Source organism: Dyadobacter sp. CY356 (assembly GCF_021440195.1).
In the GTDB taxonomy this organism is placed as follows: Bacteria; Bacteroidota; Bacteroidia; order Cytophagales; family Spirosomataceae; genus Dyadobacter.
Map to the genome: position 1 here is coordinate 483,566 of NZ_JAJTSZ010000002.1, position 18,975 is coordinate 502,540.

19 protein-coding genes are annotated in these 18,975 nt (G+C 38.2%); 14 read left to right on the forward strand and 5 right to left on the reverse strand.

The window, feature by feature from the left end; all coding sequences use genetic code 11:
- Nucleotides 1–7: 7 nt before the first annotated feature.
- Nucleotides 8–1,093, reverse strand: coding sequence for a putative zinc-binding metallopeptidase (locus tag LXL81_RS08305; protein ID WP_234646262.1), 1,086 nt, complete (start codon nt 1,091–1,093; stop codon nt 8–10).
- Between the two features lie 92 nt (nt 1,094–1,185).
- Here LXL81_RS08305 and LXL81_RS08310 point away from each other — a divergent pair, with 92 nt between their 5' ends.
- The 7 genes from LXL81_RS08310 (at nt 1,186) to LXL81_RS08340 (ending at nt 7,921) form a co-directional block, all read left to right on the forward strand.
- Nucleotides 1,186–2,154, forward strand: a complete 969-nt coding sequence (locus LXL81_RS08310; RefSeq protein ID WP_234646263.1) for a DUF2157 domain-containing protein — start codon at nt 1,186–1,188, stop codon at nt 2,152–2,154.
- Complete coding sequence (locus tag LXL81_RS08315; protein WP_234646264.1) at nt 2,151–3,293, forward strand: hypothetical protein; 1,143 nt, start codon at nt 2,151–2,153, stop codon at nt 3,291–3,293. The genes LXL81_RS08310 and LXL81_RS08315 overlap by 4 nt, the downstream gene beginning before the upstream one ends.
- A gap of 58 nt (nt 3,294–3,351) precedes the next feature.
- The gene (locus tag LXL81_RS08320; protein WP_234646265.1) at nt 3,352–4,344 is read left to right on the forward strand and encodes a glycoside hydrolase family 43 protein; all 993 of its coding nucleotides are present in this window, start codon (nt 3,352–3,354) and stop codon (nt 4,342–4,344) included.
- A gap of 417 nt (nt 4,345–4,761) precedes the next feature.
- Nucleotides 4,762–5,550 (forward strand): ABC transporter permease, encoded by a 789-nt coding sequence (locus LXL81_RS08325; RefSeq protein WP_234646266.1) that lies wholly within the window; start codon nt 4,762–4,764, stop codon nt 5,548–5,550.
- 4 nt (nt 5,551–5,554) lie between these two features.
- A complete protein-coding gene (locus LXL81_RS08330; RefSeq protein WP_234646267.1) occupies nt 5,555–6,319 on the forward strand; it encodes an ABC transporter ATP-binding protein in 765 nt (254 codons plus the stop codon).
- Nucleotides 6,319–7,353 (forward strand): MlaD family protein, encoded by a 1,035-nt coding sequence (locus LXL81_RS08335; protein ID WP_234646268.1) that lies wholly within the window; start codon nt 6,319–6,321, stop codon nt 7,351–7,353. Before LXL81_RS08330 ends, LXL81_RS08335 begins: the two co-directional genes overlap by 1 nt.
- Before the next feature lie 199 nt (nt 7,354–7,552).
- On the forward strand, nt 7,553–7,921 hold the full coding sequence (locus LXL81_RS08340; protein WP_234646269.1) for an Hpt domain-containing protein: 369 nt from the start codon (nt 7,553–7,555) through the stop codon (nt 7,919–7,921).
- A 64-nt stretch (nt 7,922–7,985) separates the two neighbouring features.
- On the opposite strand, the gene LXL81_RS08345 is transcribed toward LXL81_RS08340, so the two are convergent.
- Nucleotides 7,986–9,158 carry a glycosyltransferase family 2 protein gene (locus tag LXL81_RS08345; protein ID WP_234646270.1) on the reverse strand — a complete coding sequence of 391 codons (1,173 nt, stop codon included), beginning with the start codon at nt 9,156–9,158 and terminating at the stop codon, nt 7,986–7,988.
- A gap of 3 nt (nt 9,159–9,161) precedes the next feature.
- Nucleotides 9,162–10,079 carry a glycosyltransferase family 2 protein gene (locus LXL81_RS08350; protein WP_234646271.1) on the reverse strand — a complete coding sequence of 306 codons (918 nt, stop codon included), beginning with the start codon at nt 10,077–10,079 and terminating at the stop codon, nt 9,162–9,164.
- A 184-nt stretch (nt 10,080–10,263) separates the two neighbouring features.
- Here LXL81_RS08350 and LXL81_RS08355 point away from each other — a divergent pair, with 184 nt between their 5' ends.
- The 5 genes from LXL81_RS08355 to LXL81_RS08375 are packed head-to-tail and all read left to right on the forward strand — an operon-like array spanning nt 10,264 to nt 14,022.
- Nucleotides 10,264–10,815, forward strand: coding sequence for a hypothetical protein (locus tag LXL81_RS08355; RefSeq protein WP_234646272.1), 552 nt, complete (start codon nt 10,264–10,266; stop codon nt 10,813–10,815).
- On the forward strand, nt 10,812–11,969 hold the full coding sequence (locus LXL81_RS08360; protein ID WP_234646273.1) for a response regulator: 1,158 nt from the start codon (nt 10,812–10,814) through the stop codon (nt 11,967–11,969). The genes LXL81_RS08355 and LXL81_RS08360 overlap by 4 nt, the downstream gene beginning before the upstream one ends.
- Nucleotides 11,970–11,974: 5 nt before the next feature.
- On the forward strand, nt 11,975–12,316 hold the full coding sequence (locus LXL81_RS08365) for an STAS domain-containing protein (protein WP_234646274.1): 342 nt from the start codon (nt 11,975–11,977) through the stop codon (nt 12,314–12,316).
- A complete protein-coding gene (locus tag LXL81_RS08370) occupies nt 12,317–12,886 on the forward strand; it encodes an anti-sigma regulatory factor (protein WP_234646275.1) in 570 nt (189 codons plus the stop codon).
- Nucleotides 12,887–12,927: 41 nt separating this feature from the next.
- On the forward strand, nt 12,928–14,022 hold the full coding sequence (locus tag LXL81_RS08375) for an acyltransferase (protein WP_234646276.1): 1,095 nt from the start codon (nt 12,928–12,930) through the stop codon (nt 14,020–14,022).
- Nucleotides 14,023–14,070: 48 nt separating this feature from the next.
- On the opposite strand, the gene LXL81_RS08380 is transcribed toward LXL81_RS08375, so the two are convergent.
- Nucleotides 14,071–15,303 carry a glycosyltransferase gene (locus LXL81_RS08380; protein ID WP_234646277.1) on the reverse strand — a complete coding sequence of 411 codons (1,233 nt, stop codon included), beginning with the start codon at nt 15,301–15,303 and terminating at the stop codon, nt 14,071–14,073.
- Nucleotides 15,304–15,580: 277 nt separating this feature from the next.
- Nucleotides 15,581–16,918 carry a lipopolysaccharide biosynthesis protein gene (locus LXL81_RS08385; RefSeq protein WP_234646278.1) on the reverse strand — a complete coding sequence of 446 codons (1,338 nt, stop codon included), beginning with the start codon at nt 16,916–16,918 and terminating at the stop codon, nt 15,581–15,583.
- A gap of 377 nt (nt 16,919–17,295) precedes the next feature.
- Between LXL81_RS08385 and LXL81_RS08390 the strand changes: the two genes are divergently transcribed.
- A complete protein-coding gene (locus LXL81_RS08390) occupies nt 17,296–18,168 on the forward strand; it encodes a glycosyltransferase family 2 protein (protein WP_234646279.1) in 873 nt (290 codons plus the stop codon).
- A gap of 7 nt (nt 18,169–18,175) precedes the next feature.
- Nucleotides 18,176–18,952 (forward strand): glycosyltransferase, encoded by a 777-nt coding sequence (locus tag LXL81_RS08395; RefSeq protein WP_234646280.1) that lies wholly within the window; start codon nt 18,176–18,178, stop codon nt 18,950–18,952.
- Nucleotides 18,953–18,975 lie beyond the last annotated feature (23 nt).

Here is an 18,975-nt window from a genome sequence, read left to right on the forward strand (position 1 = left end):
GGAAAATCTAGCTGAAGATTTTTCTTCCGCCGGCTTCGCTCACAATTTCATGAATGAATCTCAGCTTTTCTTTGATGGTCCGACTTATTACAAAGGGATATAAATCACGGAGACCCATACTGCGGTTCAGGCTGTTCATTGCAAAAGTCAGCGGTAGCCACATGTCAATAATTTCGTCAAAATTGGTAACAGTATATGGATCTACAAAGGAAGTATTCATTTCATCTTCCGGCCTTACCATGCGCGGCCTCACATTAAGTCCGAAAGAATCGGCTGTTTCCAGCGTATCTACAATATGCATATAATGCGCCCAGGTTTCCGCCCAGTCTTCCCAGGGATGTGCACTGGCATACTTACTGATATATTGTTTTTTCCAGATTTGGGAATTGCTATTTGAATAGTACTGTTGTAGTGCAAAACCGTAATCAGCTCTCTCATCCCCAAAAAGATTTCTGAAAAGAAATAATTTGTTAGTCCTGCCAATTAAAATATCCCAGTAATAATGTCCGATCTCATGTCTGAAATGGCCAAGTAAAGTCCGGTAAACCTCATTCATCTGATTTCTTGACATTTCTCTGTAAATGTCATCTGCTTCATCTATATTAATGGTTATCAAACCATTATCATGTCCGGTAAGAATCCGTTTACCATCGGAAACATGTTTTTCTGATAAAAAATCAAACAAGATCCCATCTGGTCCGTAGGCGTTTTTGCTTTTAACTTCAAGACCAAACCGGAGTAGAGAATGAATTAGCCGGCGTTTGGCAGTCTCCACCCTGTACCATTTGTTGTAATCCTCTTTTTGTCCTAAAAAAGGAATGGTCCGGTTTAATTCACATGCTATGCAAAACGGAGAAATACTGGAAGGTGCTACAAGCCAGTTGCATACATTATGCGCATGGTTCCGGCAATATTTATATGAATTTTGATTTCCGTTTTGGTTAATTAGTTTGAAAGATTTGTTATTTTCTGCTTTAAGTGCATAGAGTTTAAGCTCTTGCGTTTCAAAGCCCAGGGAAGAGTGGCAATGCTGACAATAAATATTTTCAAAATAAACGGCGTGACCGCAATTACTGCATTTAAATAACTTCATATTTCACTACTTATTAACTGGCAATATACAGATTCCAAGAATCAATTATCTTTAAAAATTATTTCAACAAATTCCCCTTATAATTATCGTCAATGACTGCTAAATCAATTCTGGAAAAAATTGTTCAGAAAGGAATTTTACCGGAAGAACAAGCACTCCTGATCGCTGATTATGAACGGACCAAATCATTTTCAATCCACCGTGAACTTCGCGCCATTCTTTATCTCGGGATTACGTTATTAACTACCGGACTGGGAATTTTAATTTACAAAAACATTGATACGATTGGACACCAAGCCATTATCACATTGATTGCAGCATCGATAGTTGCCTGTTCCTATTATGTTTTCAAATACCGACAACCTTTTAGCCGGGGTATTATAAACAGTACTGATCAGTTTTCAGAATATGTACTAATTTTAGCCTGTACTTTATTCCTGACACTTGAAGGATATCTGCAATACCAATACCAATTTTTCGGCAGCCGCTACGGCATTGCAATATTCATTCCAACCGTAATTTTCTTTTTCTGTGCATATCGTTTTGATAACCGCGCTGTGCTTTCCATGGCTATAACCGGGCTTGCTTCCTGGCTTGGCCTGACAATATCTCCACTATCCGTTTTGGAAAAAAATGATTTCTCAGCGCCTGGAATTATTGTTACCGGAATTGTTCTGGGTATCTTACTGATCGTTATAGGTTGGCTTTCGGATACCAGGTCTATAAAAGGTCATTTTGGATTTACCTATTTCCTTTTTGGAGGAAACCTTGCAGCTGTTTCAGGATTAGCAGGTCTTTTTAAGAATGAACCAAAAATAATATACTTCCTGGTTACGGCAGCACTGTGTTTATTTTTAATCCGGACAGCGCGAAAAAATCAATCTCTGATATTTTTATTGATGGGTGTGATTTATGGATACATCGCTTTAACCTATGGTGCTTTTGTGTTCCTTCCCGATTCAGTTTTGGCTGCTTTGAGTATCTTCTACTTTCTATTTACCAGTCTCGGTGTTTTATTTTTCTTATTGAATATTAAAAAAATTCTGGGACTAAAAAAATGAAAAAGCCGTATAACGAAACCTGGGTTAACAATCTTCATATTCAAAATTTGAGTCAGATATGGCTTAAAAAGAAATTGATCACTCAAAAACAGTTCGAACAAATAACCTCCGATTTTCCCGAATATTTTTACAAGCCTGGATTTTTTGTAAAAACCGGACTTTTCCTTTTTACACTTTTAGCGGGATCATTTTTCTCAGGATTCATTTCTCTTTTCTTTCTTGAAAACAGTACGGACAAAATATTTACCGTAATCAGCCTCGTATGTGCGGTTAGCTTCTTCTTCGCTTTGGAATATGCAATCAAAGACCGTAAACTATTTCATTCCGGAATTGACAACGCCTTGCTTTATATGGCCGCAATGGCTACACTCACACCTCTTTTTCTAACTTTTGAGCATTTGAAAATCTGGCAGTACTGCCTGATCATACTCATCGTTAACAGCGTCCTTCTTGTTCGCTATGCAGATATTTTGATTGCATTTGTCAGTGTGGCAGCGCTGTATGTAATGATCGCCAGTATCATTATTTCCATCCCGCAATTGAAGCCATTTTTGCCATTTTGCCTGATGCTGATTTCTGCTGTCGTTTATTTCTTCAACCGATCTGATTATGGCGTTTATTATGCTTATTGTAAAATCATTGTAAAAATAGCAGCGCTGGTCATATTCTATTTTGGCGGCAACTATTATGTTGTCAGAGAAGGAAATGCGTTATTATCAGATCTGCTAATACCCATTGCACCGCAGATTCCCTTTTCTGTCTTATTCTACATATTAACCACAGCCATTCCAATCAGTTATATCTATTTGGGATTGAAAAATAAAGACAGAATTTTGCTGATCACAGGATTACTGACGACAGCATTTTCGGTTTTTACATACAGATATTATTTCGATATTATCCCTTTGGAAATTATGCTGGTAATCGCAGGTTTTATTCTGATAATCCTATCCGTATTTGCGATAAAACACCTTAAATCGCCCAAATTCGGCATTTCTGACGAAAAAGATGATAGCCAAAATCTTGTAAATCTGGAAGCGATGATAATTGCACATCAATTTGGACAATCACCTGCACAGGATCATCTGGATTTTGGTGGCGGAGACTTTGGCGGCGGCGGGGCGGGCAATTCATATTGAGCCGTCAGAAATTTGATTTCCCTCCCACTCCGCTTAACTTGCAAAAAAAAACGTATTTATGAAAAAACAGATTCTTCTATTTTCTCTTTTAGTATCAGGTGCGGCGGCTTTTGCTCAGAACACAAAAACAACTTCCGGAAATCCCGTTTTTCCAGGGTGGTATGCTGATCCTGAGGGCATTATTTTTAATTCAAAACCACAAGGAAATCAGTACTGGATCTATCCGACATTCTCAGCACCATACAAGGATCAGGTTTTTATGGATGCATTTTCTTCCAAAGATCTCGTAACATGGACAAAGCATCCTAAGGTTTTGGATACTTTAAATGTTAAATGGGCAAAAAAAGCACTTTGGGCTCCATCCATTATAGAAAAAGATAAAAAATATTATATGTTCTTTGGAGCAAATGATATTCAGAGTGATAATGAACCGGGTGGTATTGGAGTGGCTGTGTCGGATAAACCGGAAGGGCCTTTCAAAGATTATCTGGGGAAACCACTCATCGATAAATTCCACAATGGCGCCCAGCCGATTGATCAGTTTGTTTTTAAGGACAAGGACGGACAGTACTATCTATATTACGGTGGATGGAAACATTGTAATGTCGCAAAGCTGAAAAACGATTTTACCGGATTTATTCCTTTTGAAGATGGAAAAATCTTCCGGGAGGTCACGCCGGACAGTTACGTGGAAGGCCCATTTATGTTTATCCGTAATGGAAAATATTACTTCATGTGGTCGGAAGGTGGCTGGACAGGTCCTGACTATTCAGTGGCCTATGCCGTAGCAGATTCGCCATTTGGACCTTTTAAAAGGGTTGGAAAGATTTTGCAGCAAGATCCAAAAGTGGGTAGAGGAGCAGGACATCACTCAGTAATACAAGTTCCGGGTAAAGACCAGTGGTATATCGTTTATCACCGCCGGCCGCTCACTGAAACAGATGGAAATCATCGTGTTACCTGTGTTGATTTAATGACTTTCGACGACAAAGGAATGATTAATCCTGTCATCATTACAAACGAAGGTGTGAAACCACAGCCTTTGAAATAAAAGTAAAATGCTAATGGCACCGTGTTTCCAACTGTGCTATTAGCATTCTTCAAAATAAAAGTAACATCACATTTCCATACCTTCCAGGATTGTTATCATTCCGATATTTCTTATCTCGCCACAGGAACTGGGCAAATTATTCCATTAAAATAACGGTGGATTTTAGCATTCCGAAATAAGGCCGTTTTGGAACGCTAAATCTTTATCGCTGTTGTAAAGAATATACGTTTTCCAAGTGAAAAATTGTTTTTATTCAATTATTTTCATGAAATCCATGTTTCTGGCTGCTGTATGGAATGCTTTTTGCTATTACCATTCGACAAAGAACAATTCGGGAACGGGAGGTTAATAAATGAAACCGCAGAAAAGTCGAAACATTTATACATATAGGTCATTTAAACTTTGCAATTATTTTTAATGAGCACGACACAAAAAGATCATGTTTTCACAAAAAATATAGACCATGCCCTTCTATCCGCATACAATGGCTATAAGTTTTTCATCCGGTTTTTTAAAGAGGCCTTTCGGGGGCGAATGGAATTTCAGGAACTTGTAAAGCAATGTTACGCAATCGGTTATAAATCTTTAATGCTTATTGGCATGACCGGTTTTATTACCGGAATGGTTTTTACAAAGCAGTCAAGGCCTTCTCTCGCTGAATTTGGAGCCACTTCCTGGCTTCCATCACTGGTTTCAATTGCCATCGTCCGTGCACTTGCCGCTCTGGTAACGGCACTGATCAGTGCAGGTAAAGTTGGATCCAGTATTGGTGCTGAACTTGGTTCCATGCGTGTTACAGAACAAATCGATGCGATGGAAGTTTCGGCAATTAATCCATTTAAATTCCTGGTGGTAACCAGAGTTTTAGCTTCAACAATCACAATTCCTCTTTTGATGTTTTATTGTACACTCGTTGGTCTGATGGGTGCATTTTTAAACGTATACCTGAATGAGGGTACCAGTGTGATATCGTTCGTTGAAAAAGCCTTCGAACAAATTACATTTCTGGACCTTGGAACATCTGTGGCCAAAGCCGTAGCTTATGGTTTCACAATTGGAATTGTAGGTTGTTATCAGGGTTACAATGCAACAAAAGGAACGGAAGGCGTAGGTAAGGCTGCGAACACTTCGGTCGTATTATCGATGTTCCTGATTTTTATCGAGGAAGTTATCATTGTTCAGGTATCTAATTATTTCAGGGCTTAGGTATATGCAAAACGATACAACAAAAGAAGATCCCGTAATTGCTATAAGGGACGTATATAAAGCATTCGGAGATTTGAAAGTACTCAACGGCGTAAATCTGGACGTATTCAGAGGAGAGAACGTGGTGGTTCTCGGAAGATCCGGAACAGGGAAGTCGGTACTTATCAAAATAATCGTTGGTTTATTACAACAAGATAAGGGTACTATCAATGTGCTGGGTCAGGAAGTTTCTGAGCTAAACGGAAAAGAACTAAACGAGCTTCGCAGAAAAATTGGTTTTTCATTCCAGAACAGCGCGTTGTACGATAGTATGACGGTCCGTGAAAATCTGGAATTCCCTTTGGTTAGAAATGTTGCCGGATTATCAAAGGCTGATATTAAGGAGCAGGTAGAATCTGTTCTTGAATCTGTTGGATTATCCCAGACTATAAACCAGGTGCCCTCACAACTTTCAGGGGGACAAAGAAAACGGATTGGTATAGCCAGGACGCTTATTTTACAGCCTGAAATTATGTTGTACGATGAACCAACGGCAGGTCTCGATCCGATCACCTGTATTGAAATCAACGAATTGATCAATGAGGTTAAGGAAAAATATAAAACAACTTCCATCATCATTACGCATGATTTGACCTGCGCCAGACAAACCGGAGACAGGGTGGCTATGCTTCTCGACGGTCAATTTCAGCAAACAGGCACATTTGAAGAGGTATTTGCTTCGAAAGAAGAAAGAGTTAAAAGTTTTTACGATTATAATTTTATTCAATAATGGAAACAAGCAATAGAAGACGCTCTATCGTAGTAGGTCTTTTCGTGGTATTAGGATTGGTTATTTTACTCGTCGGGATTCTCACGATTGGAAGTATGAAAAAAGTATTTTCATCCAATATAACCGTTAAAACAATTTTTGAAGACGTAAATGGTCTTAAAGCCGGTAATAACATCTGGTATTCCGGTGTTAAAATTGGTACGGTAAAATCTCTTCGCTTCCTGCCGAACTCTCAGGTGGAAGTGATGATGAACATCGAAGAAAAATCGCAGCAGTTTGTAAGAAAAAATGCACTGGCAAAAGTTGGTACAGATGGATTGATCGGAAATAAAATCATTGTGATTTATGGCGGTACCCAAAAAGTACCTTCTATTGAAGATGGTGACCAGTTGGCAGTGGCCAAGGTGGAAAGTACCGATGAAATGCTGAGTGTTTTATCTGAAAACAACAAAAACCTTCTTTCTATAACGGACGCTTTCAAGAAAATCAGTAAAAATATTCTGGAAGGTCGTGGTACGGTCGGTATGTTGCTAAATGATGAAAAATTGTATCGCGATGTAGAATCTACCTTGACAGGATTAAATAAGGCTTCATCAAATGCTCAGGCGCTAACTGCTTCCCTTTCTGCATATACTGCTAAACTGAACCAGAAAGGCGGACTTGCGAATGACCTGGCTACGGACACGACCATTATGCATAGTGTACGTGGGACAATGGCGCGTCTTGACCAAACGGTCAGTTCAGCCAATGCAATGGTTAATAATTTAAAAACTGCGAGTGCTGATATTAATTCAAATTCCAAAAGTCCAATCGGTGTGTTGCTGCATGATGAGGTCACCGCAACAAATCTTAAAAGTACCATCCTGAACCTTGAAACCAGCACAGCGAAACTTGATGAAAATATGGTTGCTTTGCGCTCAAACTTCCTTTTCCGCAGATACTTTAAGAAGCAGGACAAGAATAAGGCAAAACAGGAAGATGAAATGAAAAAACAGGAAATGAAAGCTGATACGGGATCTGTTAAACCTCAGTAAGTAAATTGAGGGGAGATTGAAAAATAAATGCGGACTTATTTATAATAAAAAAGATAAATTACTTTATACTACAAATAAATAAAAGAACTCCATATAAATTTGCATCTGGTGAGGTCTTTTAAAAATCGGATTGGGATTAGAAATGATTCGCCGATTGAAGTATAAATAACAATTAATTTAACCCGTAATTACATTTTCAATGGCACTCCAACTCAATCCTGCACTCGACGTTAAATACCTAAATCAGGTTTATGGTGATGACGCATCCATTGTTCAAATAATTTTTGAAGCATTTTTGTCTGACTCACTGCCACGTTGGCAAGGATTGCAGAATGTTTTAGAAGAAGAAAATCTGACCGAGGCGGCCAGTATCGTTCATGGAATTAAACCTTCATTTACGATGGCCGGCCTTACAAATATCCGGCCAAAAGTTGAAGAACTTGAAAAAGCAATTCACGCAGAAACGGAAATAAATGATCTGATTGCCCACTACCACAGAATCAGCGAAGATGTATATTCGATGACGCCTATTTTAGAGCAAGAAGCCGAAAGATTAAGCAAACTTTAAAATCGTTATAAGAAAAAAGACCTGATCAATTCTGAAAAGAAATGATCAGGTCTTTTTTTTAATGTCAGGCAGTTTTCCTTTTCGATTTTTCCCAGGCCGCACTTTGGCTGCCTTTCATATACCTGTTAATACCGGCTATCACTGCATAATTCATCACACAGAAGTAGTACGGAACAAACAATGCTTTTACTTTTATTTTCCGTCTTTCCAGCAACCATCCTGCTAACGAGGCTCCATAAAACAAAACCTGACCAAAAAGAATAACAATATAAATTGGATTTTCGGACCTAAAACAGATTATAAAATTCAAAACGAATACCAGAATCATAAGAAACGGTGTGACAGTCCAGCGCAGAACACGATGACTTATATACTGAAACCAGAGAAGCGGATGCTCAAATGGTGTCATAAGTTTTTTAAGACGTAAAATGGATTGAATTCCCCCCGCCGCTATCCTTACTTTTCTTTTTAATTCCTCCTTGATGTTGTCCGATGAAAGCTCAGATGCATAGGCATCCGGTTCATAAATAATCCGATAACCTTCCTGAGCAATCAGCATGGAAATCATAAAATCATCCAGAATCGTGTCCGGCTCAACCTCCTTATACAGCGATCGTCTGACACTGAATAATTCTCCCGCAGCACCAACTACCGAATACAATTCAGAATCCCATTTTTTCAGTTTTGACTCATATTTCCAATAAAAACCCTCTCCCGCTGTTGCATCCGAAACGTCATCCTGTAAAACCCTTTTTTCACCAGAAACCGCGCCAACCGTTGGATCTGCATAATGGCGCGCTATAAGCAATAGTGCGTCCTGATTCAAAAAAGTATTGGCATCTGTATAAACCACTACCTCAGTATCCACTTCATGCATAGCTCTGTGAATTGCCATGATTTTACCGCTTCTGGCAGCAGAATGCATCAGTTTAATTTCCGGATGCTGAGCGATCAGGTCCGGAGTCCGGTCTGTGGAACCATCCGTTACAAATAGAAGATTCAATTTTCCCTGTGGATAATTTAAACCAATCGTATTTCTAATTTTTTCTTCTATCAAAGATTCCTCATTATAAGCCGCAACCACCAACGTCAGTGTTGGAAAATCCTGATCAAGACCAGGGTATATGCGTTTACCTTTAATAATCCTTCTTATTCTTACCAATACATAAAGCACAATTCCGTAACCCAGAAAAGTGTAAAAAACAATAAATAAACTGATCCAGAAAAGAACTTCCATAAGTTAAGGTTTGAGGGTAAAGCCCAGATTTTTGCTGTCGGTATTGTTGGAGAAATGCCAGGTAATGGCACTGATAAATACCGGAATAAAACTATATTCCTTATTAATCAGATAATGAATGATATTTCTTGGAAACACAGTAGCCATGAAATAACTACAAAAAATTGCAAAAGTTAATGTTGAAGTATTTTTACGGATAAAAAGAATTCTATTCCTGGTCATGAAGAATTCTTTCAAAGGAGATCTTTTCCCAACAGAAACTGACTCCTTATGAAAAATCAATGCCCGCAGGTCAACATGGATTTCATATCCAGCTTTTCGTATTCGCTCACACCAGTCAAGCTCTTCAAAATACAAAAAGTAATTTTCTGCCATTAATCCGGCTTTGTCTATTGCTTCCTTTCTGATCATCATGGCAGCACCATGCGCATAACCAGTTGGCCCTGTAAGTGAATCGTATTGGCCGTTATCAACTTCAAACTGACCGATACAGGCATTTCTGGCCGTGTAATAGTTCATGGGGGTGTATCCTGCATATTGCAGCATGCCAGGTTGATCAAAATAATGGATTTTAGGAGAAATAACACCGATTACAGGATTTTCATCCAGTGCTTTAACGAGTAGGGCTATTAGTGTTTCAGTAACTTCTGTGTCGTTATTTATTAGAAAATAGTAATCACCAGTGGCCTGTTTTATGCCAATGTTATTACCTCCTGCGAAACCGGTGTTGGCCTCAGAGCGTATAAAAATAACATCGGGATATTTTGTTTGCCAGGCCGGTACCAGATTCTCTTTACTGCCGTTGTCAACAACGATTATTTCAAGGTTTTGATAAGTATTGACATCTCTTAACGACGTCAGTAGATCCTCTGTAATTTTGGGTTGATTAAAATTTACTGTAATAACGGAAACTTTTTTCATTACAAATACGAAGAGTAATTTTACAGTAAAGAAGAGAATTTATTTTAATGATTTTGTAGAATTATTTCAAAATTAACAATAAAAATATAGCTTTAAACAAAATATAAAAATTGAAGAAAATTTTCATTTCAAATTCATTTTCACACGCTGATATAGGGTTAAAATATAATTTATCATAGATAAAGTGAAAATTCCACGCCTGCTTGATTCGAATAAAACTTCTGAAAATAATGCGACCGAACCTCAACAGGCTGATCGGGAAAATCAGTTGCTTGAAAAAAAGATTCAGGAACTTATAGACGCTATCGAAGTTTCTACAATCAACAGCCAAAGTTCCAGACTATATCAAAAAAAAATTTCTGATGCTTTTCAGAAGTCTCTACTGACACCGAAGGAATTGGCACCCTTCAAAGAACTGGATCAGGATAACAATTTGTCCAGAGAAGAACTTCTGGAAGGATTAGAAAAATTACTATCAGAAAATACCTTTGATAGTGAGGTAAGCAAAACATATTTACGTAAAAACACAATTCAAAAGGGTGTCATGTTTATTCTGGCTATACTGCTTATTATGGTAGGATTTGCCATGATCATCATGCCCGCGCCGCCGAGTTTCGAAATTTTTACTGTCTTTTATTTCAATGCAAATGATGGGGTGACCGTTATGGATCTGGTTTCGCTGCTCATTATTTTTGGAGGGGTACTTGTCTTCATTTTAAATTTTAACAAGAAATGATTACCCTTCCCGAACCTCCTAAATCCGTAAAAACAATACTTCTGGTTGAGGATAATCTTCTTTTCAGGAAAGTAATGGAGGCGTCCTTAAAAAAGGCGGGCTACACTTGCATGTTGTGCGATTCAGCATCGGCAGCCCTGCATTTACTGCAAACCGAAACGCCTGATCTGATACTATCAGATTATGATATGCCTGAAATTAATGGTTTCGACTTTCGTCAGGCCGTTTTGCTCAATCCAAACATCCGCGATATTCCATTTGTGTTCCTGACTTCCTTCACCGACAATTCCCTGATATTGGAAGGTCTGAATATGAATGCACTGGATTATATCAACAAGGAAACTCATTTGCCGGTTATCATTTCCAAGTTAAACAACATTATAAAATCGCTTGAAAATGAGCATATCAGATCCATCAGGGAATTGCGCATTGCGGCAGAAACGCTTAATGTCAAGTCTATTCCAACAGCCAGTCCGATAACCACCGGATATAAAATACATTTTTGGCATAAAGGTTATCGAGGATATCCGGGAGGAGATTTTATCGATTTTGTCCAGGTCGATGAGCGTTACTGTTTTGCTTTTTTGGGAGATATTATGGGTAAAAAGTGGAAAGCCTGGTTCTTCACTTTTGGTTTTCTAAGCTACATAAGAGCCGCTATACGGTTTTGCGTTTTGGACAATGATTTTAAACTGGATTCAATCGTCACAAAAATCAACAAACTTGTTTATCTGGACGAAAGTCTTCAAAACATTCTATCCAGCCTGTCGCTAATATTGCTCGATAGTGAGACCGGAGAAATACACTATACCGGCGCGGGCGACCTGCCATTAATATATTTCAAACCAGCCGAACAGGTTCCAAAAATGCTTATTTCATCAGGTTTGCTACTTGGACTACTCGAAGACGGCTTGTATGACAAGCAAATGATCGATATGAAAACCGGGGATCAGTTGGTTTTATTTACTGATGGAATGATCGATATTCCTTCCAACGGCTCGAAGAAAAGCGATTATCCGTTTTTTGTCGAAAAAATCAACCCTTACCTCGGCAGCACAAATAGTTTTGAGTTAATCAGATCCAACGTTTTAGAAAGAATAGATGACACCAATCAAATGGACGACGCCAGCATTATTTTTATAGAAAAACTTTAACCCTCATGATACTTCAAGTTAACGAAATCGACAATATTGTCCAGGCAACTATTTTGCCGGAAGAAGCAAGCCTTGCTAATGCAGACTTATTCAAGGAAGAGATGATAACGCTCATTGCCACAGGTGCGAAGCTTATTATCGTAAGTTTTGAGAATGTAAACTACATTGATAGCTCATTTCTCGGAAGTCTGGTGGTCGCATTAAAATATGCGATGCCAAGAAAAACGGATATATATCTGGTTGCACTAAAGCCGGATGTGAAAAATCTGCTTACCCTGATCAGGATGGATAAAGTTTTTAAAATGTTCACCAGTTATGATAAGGCCATGGAATCTTTTAATTTGTAGATGAAAAAATACAGTCACAAGAAGTCATATATATTCCATAATAAGGCAGAAGGGTTAGCTTCGGTTGTAAAAGGCTGTGTAGAATATATTAGGGATCAAAATGAATTCTTGGGTGTACCGGCGGCCATTCATTCAAAAATACAATGGGCCATTACCGAATTACTGATCAATGGCGCCAAACATTCGGGCTCCGCAAAAAGCCGGCTGAATCTGAAATTTTCAGAAAACGAGCTGACAATTGAAAAAGAAGATTCCGGAAATCCGCTCAAATTAACAGTAAATGAAGGTGAACGAAAACTCAACTGGCCTTTACCTGAAAGTCTAGTAAAACAACGGTTTGAAGTTTACAGGAATGGAATGGATTCTCTGTGCGTTCTCACAGACAGTGAGAACAGTGCCATTTTCATAGTCGAAGAAATGGAAATTGAAGAAATGCCCGATTTGCTGGGAAACACAAGTGAACACTTTGGTTTAATGATCATCGCCAAAGCTTCTGAGCAGTTCACATATGTGTACGAAGAAAAAAGCGGGAAAAACATATTTAGTATTCGATTTGATTATAGAGCATGAGCGACTTAAAAACACAAAGGCACCGATTCGAAGTTTTAGATATGTTTCGTGGTATATTCGCCTCGCTGGTTTTCCTTTTTCATCTGGGGCCGTTCGCTGAAACGCCACTTCTTAACAATAGCTTCGTTGAGAACTCAGATATGTTTGTGGATTTTTTCTTTGTGCTTAGTGGCTTTGTAATTGCTTACAGCTATCAGGCTATTGCTGATTTTCAGGCTTTAAAAATATTTTTAACCAAACGTATTTATCGAATTTATCCTCTGCACCTGGTTATGTTACTGGCTTTTGTGGTAATGGAAATAGCCAAAAACTTATTAAATCCGTATGTGAAAGTAAACAACCTGGACAATCAGGCCAATACGATTTATACATTTTTCACTTCTTTGTTTTTAATTAATTCTACGCCCATTCCTGGTGTAAAAGATGTAAGCTGGAACATTCCAAGTTGGTCAATAAGTGCAGAAATGATCGCTTATGTAGTATTTGCGATCGTTGTATTATTTATTCATACCTCAAACCAGATTTCCAGACGTAACTTTTATTACCTTCTTGTAGTCATTGCATCTGTTTCCGGACTTTGGTTTGTGTCAGAAAGCTTCCAGATTAATTACAGTTTCAATTATGGTTTTCTTCGCGGAATTCTCGGCTTCTTCACAGGAGTGCTTTGCTTTAATCTGTTCAATGCAACAAATATTGAAGTTAGAAAACTGCCGGCTTATTTATTTACGATTGGCGAAATCATTACGCTGACTCTAATCATTATTTGCATATGTAACGGACAAGCCTTAAAGCCTCTTGGAGTGATTTTTGAAGTTTTATTCTTTGCCTGCATTTTTGTTTTTTCTTTCGAAAAAGGACTTATTTCTTCTGGTCTGAAAAATATCGGACTGCTGAAAAAGTTGGGACAATATTCCTATTCAATTTATATGACCCACGCCTTTCTAATCAGCATTTTCAATGTGTTATTTATTAGAATAATCAAATTACCTCCAACCTCCTACTCTTGGTTATTTTTACTGAATTTTATACTGATCTACTTTGTATCCGCCTGGACGTACAAGCATATTGAAATGAGATTCCAATATAAAAAGAAGATAACTCAGAAGGTCGACCAGGAATCGATCAACACTTTGTGATCACATTAAAGGTCTCTTAATCAATGATTAAAAAGTAAGATCTAATACTTAGCTTACCTGATCTTCAATAATTAATCCCTTCACCACAAGCGTATTATAAATCACGTCGGATATCTTATTGATCCTGTTATCCCAGGTATTATCCGCAGCAACAGCCACCCTTTCCGCTCTTAGTTCGTCATTGTCAGATCGTAAAGCTGTATTGATTGCTTCTGAAAAATGATCCGGACTTGAACAGAACTCAACGTAACCCTTTGTAAATTCATTTAAATCAGGGTTGAAATCAATGGCTACAACCGGTTTCCCAGCTCCAAGGTATTCGAACAGCTTTAAAGGAAAAATGCTATTACTCACCTCATCCTTCTGGAAAGGAATGAGTGCGACGTCAAAACCTTTTATAACAGAAGGCATATGCTCGTAAGCCACAGAACCTGTGAAGGAAACGTTATCTGCCTCGTAAAACCATTGAGGAATAAACTGCTTGTCCTCAGGCCCTACAAAAACAAAACTTTTATCCGGGTTATCTTTTATAACGATTTCCAAAAAATGATAATCAATGCGCCTTTCAATGGCTCCAAAATATCCAATTACAGGTTTTTTTAAATCAGCAATAATGGGTAATACCGGTAACTCAGGGTCAAGTGCTTTACTGCTATGTTCAAGATTAGCAGCATTAGCAACAAAATATGTATTTGGATTATCCCTTATCTTTTCTAAAAATAACTGTTTGCTGCTGCAAATCACCAGATCGCTTGATTTCACAAGCCTGTCTTCTGACACAACCCCATGTTTTCTATTAAACGACAGAACCATGGGATCAAGGCAATGATATACCGTCAGGGATGGATTAATCTTTGCGGCTATATCCGGATAATGAAAGTTGAAGGAATTGATAAAGATAAAATCCTTGATCTTATACCGTGAAATTATCGCTTTTAATTTGGTTGTAATAAGACTTTCGTTCAGCTTTAAGGCCATTCGAAATATCAGTCCTTCCGGTAAAAAATTTATAGAAAAAAGTATGGGAGGAATTATAATTTTTAAATTCGGCACGTCGGTATCGATCAGTGAAGTATTCCACAAAGAAATGTGGTCCTTCCTGATCTTATATTCACTGGATTTTCTAAGGAGAAAGTAATCCTTGATTGTAAAAGGATTATCGACATAATACACTTGATTTTCTCTGGCAAGTAATTTGGCCGTTATATAGTTAGTGGATTCAATAAGTGAGTCAAACCGCGGCAAGCCAAATATAATAATCTGATGTCCTTTAAGTTTCATTTATAAAATCTTATTCATACTGATTAGACCTTTCCGGCCTGGGGTTCACAACGAAATCTATTAACTTAAAATAATAATTTATAAATATAGTTTGTATCGAACAATAATTAGTCCGGTCAGTGGCATTAATCTTTTAGCAATCAGCACTATCAGATTAAAAAGGCCTATACTGTATGTTCTGACAGGATATTTAAAATTGAAAAAATTGTTACCAGACTGAAAAAAATCCGTTAATCGATAAAGACCTCAGGAATTTAGTAGTCAGTTTAACAATATATTACTTCGCGATTTTTAGCCAATACACTTTTGCCAAGGTTTGAAATTCTTTATATCCGGTAACAAAAACATCCCATATCTTGAAAGGCTTAAAACGGTTAAGACCCCAGTATGAAATTGCAATTCCAATCACAATGGGCACTACCCCTGCGATGGCAACGCCATAAATACTGCCGGTTATTAATATCCCCAAAGACGATGCAGTAACACTTGCTACAAGCATAACTAAAACCTTGATAAAATTGATTTTTGGCTGATGAATAACATCCAGTGTAAGAGCAAAAAATCTGTCAAGAGGATATAAAAGAGCGAAAGTCATAAAAAGCCGCATAATATTGGCCGCCTCAGAATCCACGTATTTGCTGCCACCGATAATCTTTATAGCTACATCAGCAAGTATAACGGCACCTACACATGCCGGCAACAGCACGATGGTTATCAAACCCGTATATTTCTTCATCGTTTCAATGACTTGCGCTTTGTCGCCGGCGTTATACGCCGCAGAAAGTTCAGGCATACCCGTAGCCGCAAAACTGCGTAGAGGAATTTCTATTATTTCCATCAATCGTTGCCCCAAATTAAAAACAGCAAGAGCCGCTGGCCCCAACATAAAGTTGATGATCATAGTATTTGAAGTTCCAAACAGATTGGAACCCAAAGTTGTGCCAACACTGTATTTCCCAAAATCAAAGACTTCTTTAATGCAAGGTCGTGTTCTGTATTTAAATGCAGAGATTTTGGACCAGCCGATGAGGATAGTAAATAAGCTGGTTACGACTGCCCCGCCAAGATATGCATAGATGATATTTTGCAGATTGGCCGAATTCGTGAAAGCCATAATGATCACAAAAAATATAAATATTCCCTGGCTCAAAAACCTGATCATAAGTAATTGGTCAAATCGCTGCTCGGCCTGAACAACACAGGAGGCTAAAAAGGAAGGCAAAGAAGCAAGATAAATGATACCGAACCATTCTACGAATAGTACCATCGAAGGATTTTTAACATAGGGCAAAAATAAATAAGCGGGGACGTTGAGCAACATCAGTATTATCGTTATCGCTCCGCCAATAAACCATGTGGAACCTATAACTTCCAGTTTTCTGCTTTCACTCGCACCAGCGTAAAATTTAATAAATGCAGTTGTAAGAAATCCGGATCGAAATGTATCAACCAACAGAAGAATTGATAAGAAAAATACCCACATCCCTATGCTCGCAACGGATAATGCCCGATACAATATAATCATATTCAGCATGCCAAGGACGGACATGACACCATTGCCGGCAAGAGAAAGAAAATGCTTGTTTTTTAATTTTTGTAGAAGTTCTAATACCATTGAACGCTGAGTGATAACTGAGTAAATACCTTGGGCGGAAGATACGGAAATATTTATTTTTACTATTATTAGTACTACGAATAAATCACATAATAAGATTAACTATTTTGCAGTACAAGTTAGAATAACTGCTACAAAAGACGTTATTTTATGGTATTAATCACGCAACAGATGAATAAAATATTTACTCCATCCTTAAAAGACTTTTTTTGCCATTTTAATGACCTGATTCATTTTAGAACCGACCCCGTTTCTGAAACCGACTCCGGGTATGAAGGTGAACAATTCTGCACCAGCATAATACAAAATTGTTCACCTTATTAAAGAGGCTGCTGCAATTTCAATTTATCTCAACGTCAGCATTATAATTTACAGATATGAGTTTATTTGGTTTACCTGATTGGATTTTACCCCACCTTTTTAAAAACAAGAAGTTCCAGGATCTCACTGATCAGGAAATTATTGCACTAAAAAATTCTATCAGCCGCTTTAAAGATGAAACGCCGGACGTTTCGGTCGTAATCCCGGCGTGGAATGAAGAAAATAATATATACAGGACACTTTCATCAATAGCGGCAAGTGCTACAAAATATAAAGTTGAACTTGTTGTAATCAACAATAATTCCACAGATGGAACACAAAATGTACTTGATAATCTTGGTGTTATCAACTACATGCAACGTGAACAAGGCACTCCATTTGCCAGACAAATGGGCTTGGAGCTTGCAAAAGGTAAGTATCATTTATGTGCTGATTCAGATACTTTTTATCCTCCTGACTGGATTGATTGTATGGTAGAACCGATGGTTAATAATAAGGGAGTAACCGGTGTTTACGGAAATTATGCCTTTATTCCCCCGGAAAACCAAAACAGAATAGGGCTTTGGATTTATGAAAAAATGACGCGAGTTATGATTGAAATCCGTAAGAAAAACCGTGAATACTTAAACGTTTACGGTTTTAATATGGGCTTTATAACCGAAGTTGGCCGAACAACGGGCGGCTTTAAAGTAAGCGGGTCAAGAGTTTACGCAAACATAGTGGGCAGTGATTATGAAAATGAAGCAGAAGATGGACGTATGGCGCTGAACCTGAAAAAAGCTGGGACCTTAAAAATGGTAACCAGCTCCAGAGCAACTGTATACACCTCACCCAGGCGTTTGCTTGATGACGGTAGTATTACAAACGCTTTCCTGAACCGGGCCAAAAGGCAGATTAAAGGTATGCGTGATTACTTATCCATCTTCTAATTGCACCATGCAGCACATTTTCCCTGACACAACCCTGCTCATCACACATTACAACCGGAGTGAGTCTCTGGAGCGTTTACTTACCACTTTCGAAAACCTTAATTGCAAATTTGAAGGTATAGTGGTTTCTGACGACGGTAGTCGTCCTGAACATCTCGAAAAAGTGAAGGTACTTGCAGACCGTTTCCATTACAATTTGGTAACCACTCCTGTTAACCGGGGACTGGGAAACAACATTAATAAAGGTCAGGACGCTGTAAAATCTCTGTACACACTGTATGTGCAGGAAGATTTTCAACCTTCTGATATTTTCCCGAAACATTTTGAAGATGCTTTGGACTTTATGAGAAAAGATAGCGGACTGGATATTGTCCGGTTCTACGCCTATTTTTCTTATCCAAATTTAAAGCCTTTTGCCAAAGGGTTTTCAGAAATGATCTATTCCTTCTGGGACTGGAACCATCTTAAGTTTTATTATTACAGTGATCATCCGCATTTAAGACGCAGCAATTTTCTTAAGAAATTCGGAAGATATCCGGAAGGCATCAAGGGAGATCTGACTGAATATCAGATGGCGGTTCATTTCCTTCAAAAAAAAGGGAAAGGACTATTTTTCGACAATTTCACCGAGCTTTTTTATCAAAAAAATTCGTCTGATGAACCCAGTACCATGGTTAGGCCGGATTGGAGGCTTAGTAAAAATCCTCTGATTAAATTAACCAGACTCGCCTACTTGCGCTATCGCTGGTTAAAAAATACGCTGGATCTTGCCTTAATGAAATGATTTGCTTTGAACGACTTTAAAAA

Excerpts from the sequence above, each read along its gene's own strand:
- LXL81_RS08305 (WP_234646262.1), bottom strand. The coding sequence starts at position 1,093 with ATGAAGTTATTTAAATGCAGTAATTGCGGTCACGCCGTTTATTTTGAA.
- LXL81_RS08380 (WP_234646277.1), bottom strand. The coding sequence starts at position 15,303 with ATGAAACTTAAAGGACATCAGATTATTATATTTGGCTTGCCGCGGTTT.
- LXL81_RS08315 (WP_234646264.1), top strand. The coding sequence starts at position 2,151 with ATGAAAAAGCCGTATAACGAAACCTGGGTTAACAATCTTCATATTCAA.
- LXL81_RS08340 (WP_234646269.1), top strand. The coding sequence starts at position 7,553 with ATGGCACTCCAACTCAATCCTGCACTCGACGTTAAATACCTAAATCAG.
- LXL81_RS08345 (WP_234646270.1), bottom strand. The coding sequence starts at position 9,158 with ATGGAAGTTCTTTTCTGGATCAGTTTATTTATTGTTTTTTACACTTTT.
- LXL81_RS08320 (WP_234646265.1), top strand. The coding sequence starts at position 3,352 with ATGAAAAAACAGATTCTTCTATTTTCTCTTTTAGTATCAGGTGCGGCG.
- LXL81_RS08325 (WP_234646266.1), top strand. The coding sequence starts at position 4,762 with ATGAGCACGACACAAAAAGATCATGTTTTCACAAAAAATATAGACCAT.
- LXL81_RS08310 (WP_234646263.1), top strand. The coding sequence starts at position 1,186 with ATGACTGCTAAATCAATTCTGGAAAAAATTGTTCAGAAAGGAATTTTA.
- LXL81_RS08335 (WP_234646268.1), top strand. The coding sequence starts at position 6,319 with ATGGAAACAAGCAATAGAAGACGCTCTATCGTAGTAGGTCTTTTCGTG.
- LXL81_RS08395 (WP_234646280.1), top strand. The coding sequence starts at position 18,176 with ATGCAGCACATTTTCCCTGACACAACCCTGCTCATCACACATTACAAC.
- LXL81_RS08390 (WP_234646279.1), top strand. The coding sequence starts at position 17,296 with ATGAGTTTATTTGGTTTACCTGATTGGATTTTACCCCACCTTTTTAAA.
- LXL81_RS08365 (WP_234646274.1), top strand. The coding sequence starts at position 11,975 with ATGATACTTCAAGTTAACGAAATCGACAATATTGTCCAGGCAACTATT.
- LXL81_RS08370 (WP_234646275.1), top strand. The coding sequence starts at position 12,317 with ATGAAAAAATACAGTCACAAGAAGTCATATATATTCCATAATAAGGCA.
- LXL81_RS08375 (WP_234646276.1), top strand. The coding sequence starts at position 12,928 with ATGTTTCGTGGTATATTCGCCTCGCTGGTTTTCCTTTTTCATCTGGGG.
- LXL81_RS08360 (WP_234646273.1), top strand. The coding sequence starts at position 10,812 with ATGATTACCCTTCCCGAACCTCCTAAATCCGTAAAAACAATACTTCTG.
- LXL81_RS08385 (WP_234646278.1), bottom strand. The coding sequence starts at position 16,918 with ATGGTATTAGAACTTCTACAAAAATTAAAAAACAAGCATTTTCTTTCT.
- LXL81_RS08330 (WP_234646267.1), top strand. The coding sequence starts at position 5,555 with ATGCAAAACGATACAACAAAAGAAGATCCCGTAATTGCTATAAGGGAC.
- LXL81_RS08350 (WP_234646271.1), bottom strand. The coding sequence starts at position 10,079 with ATGAAAAAAGTTTCCGTTATTACAGTAAATTTTAATCAACCCAAAATT.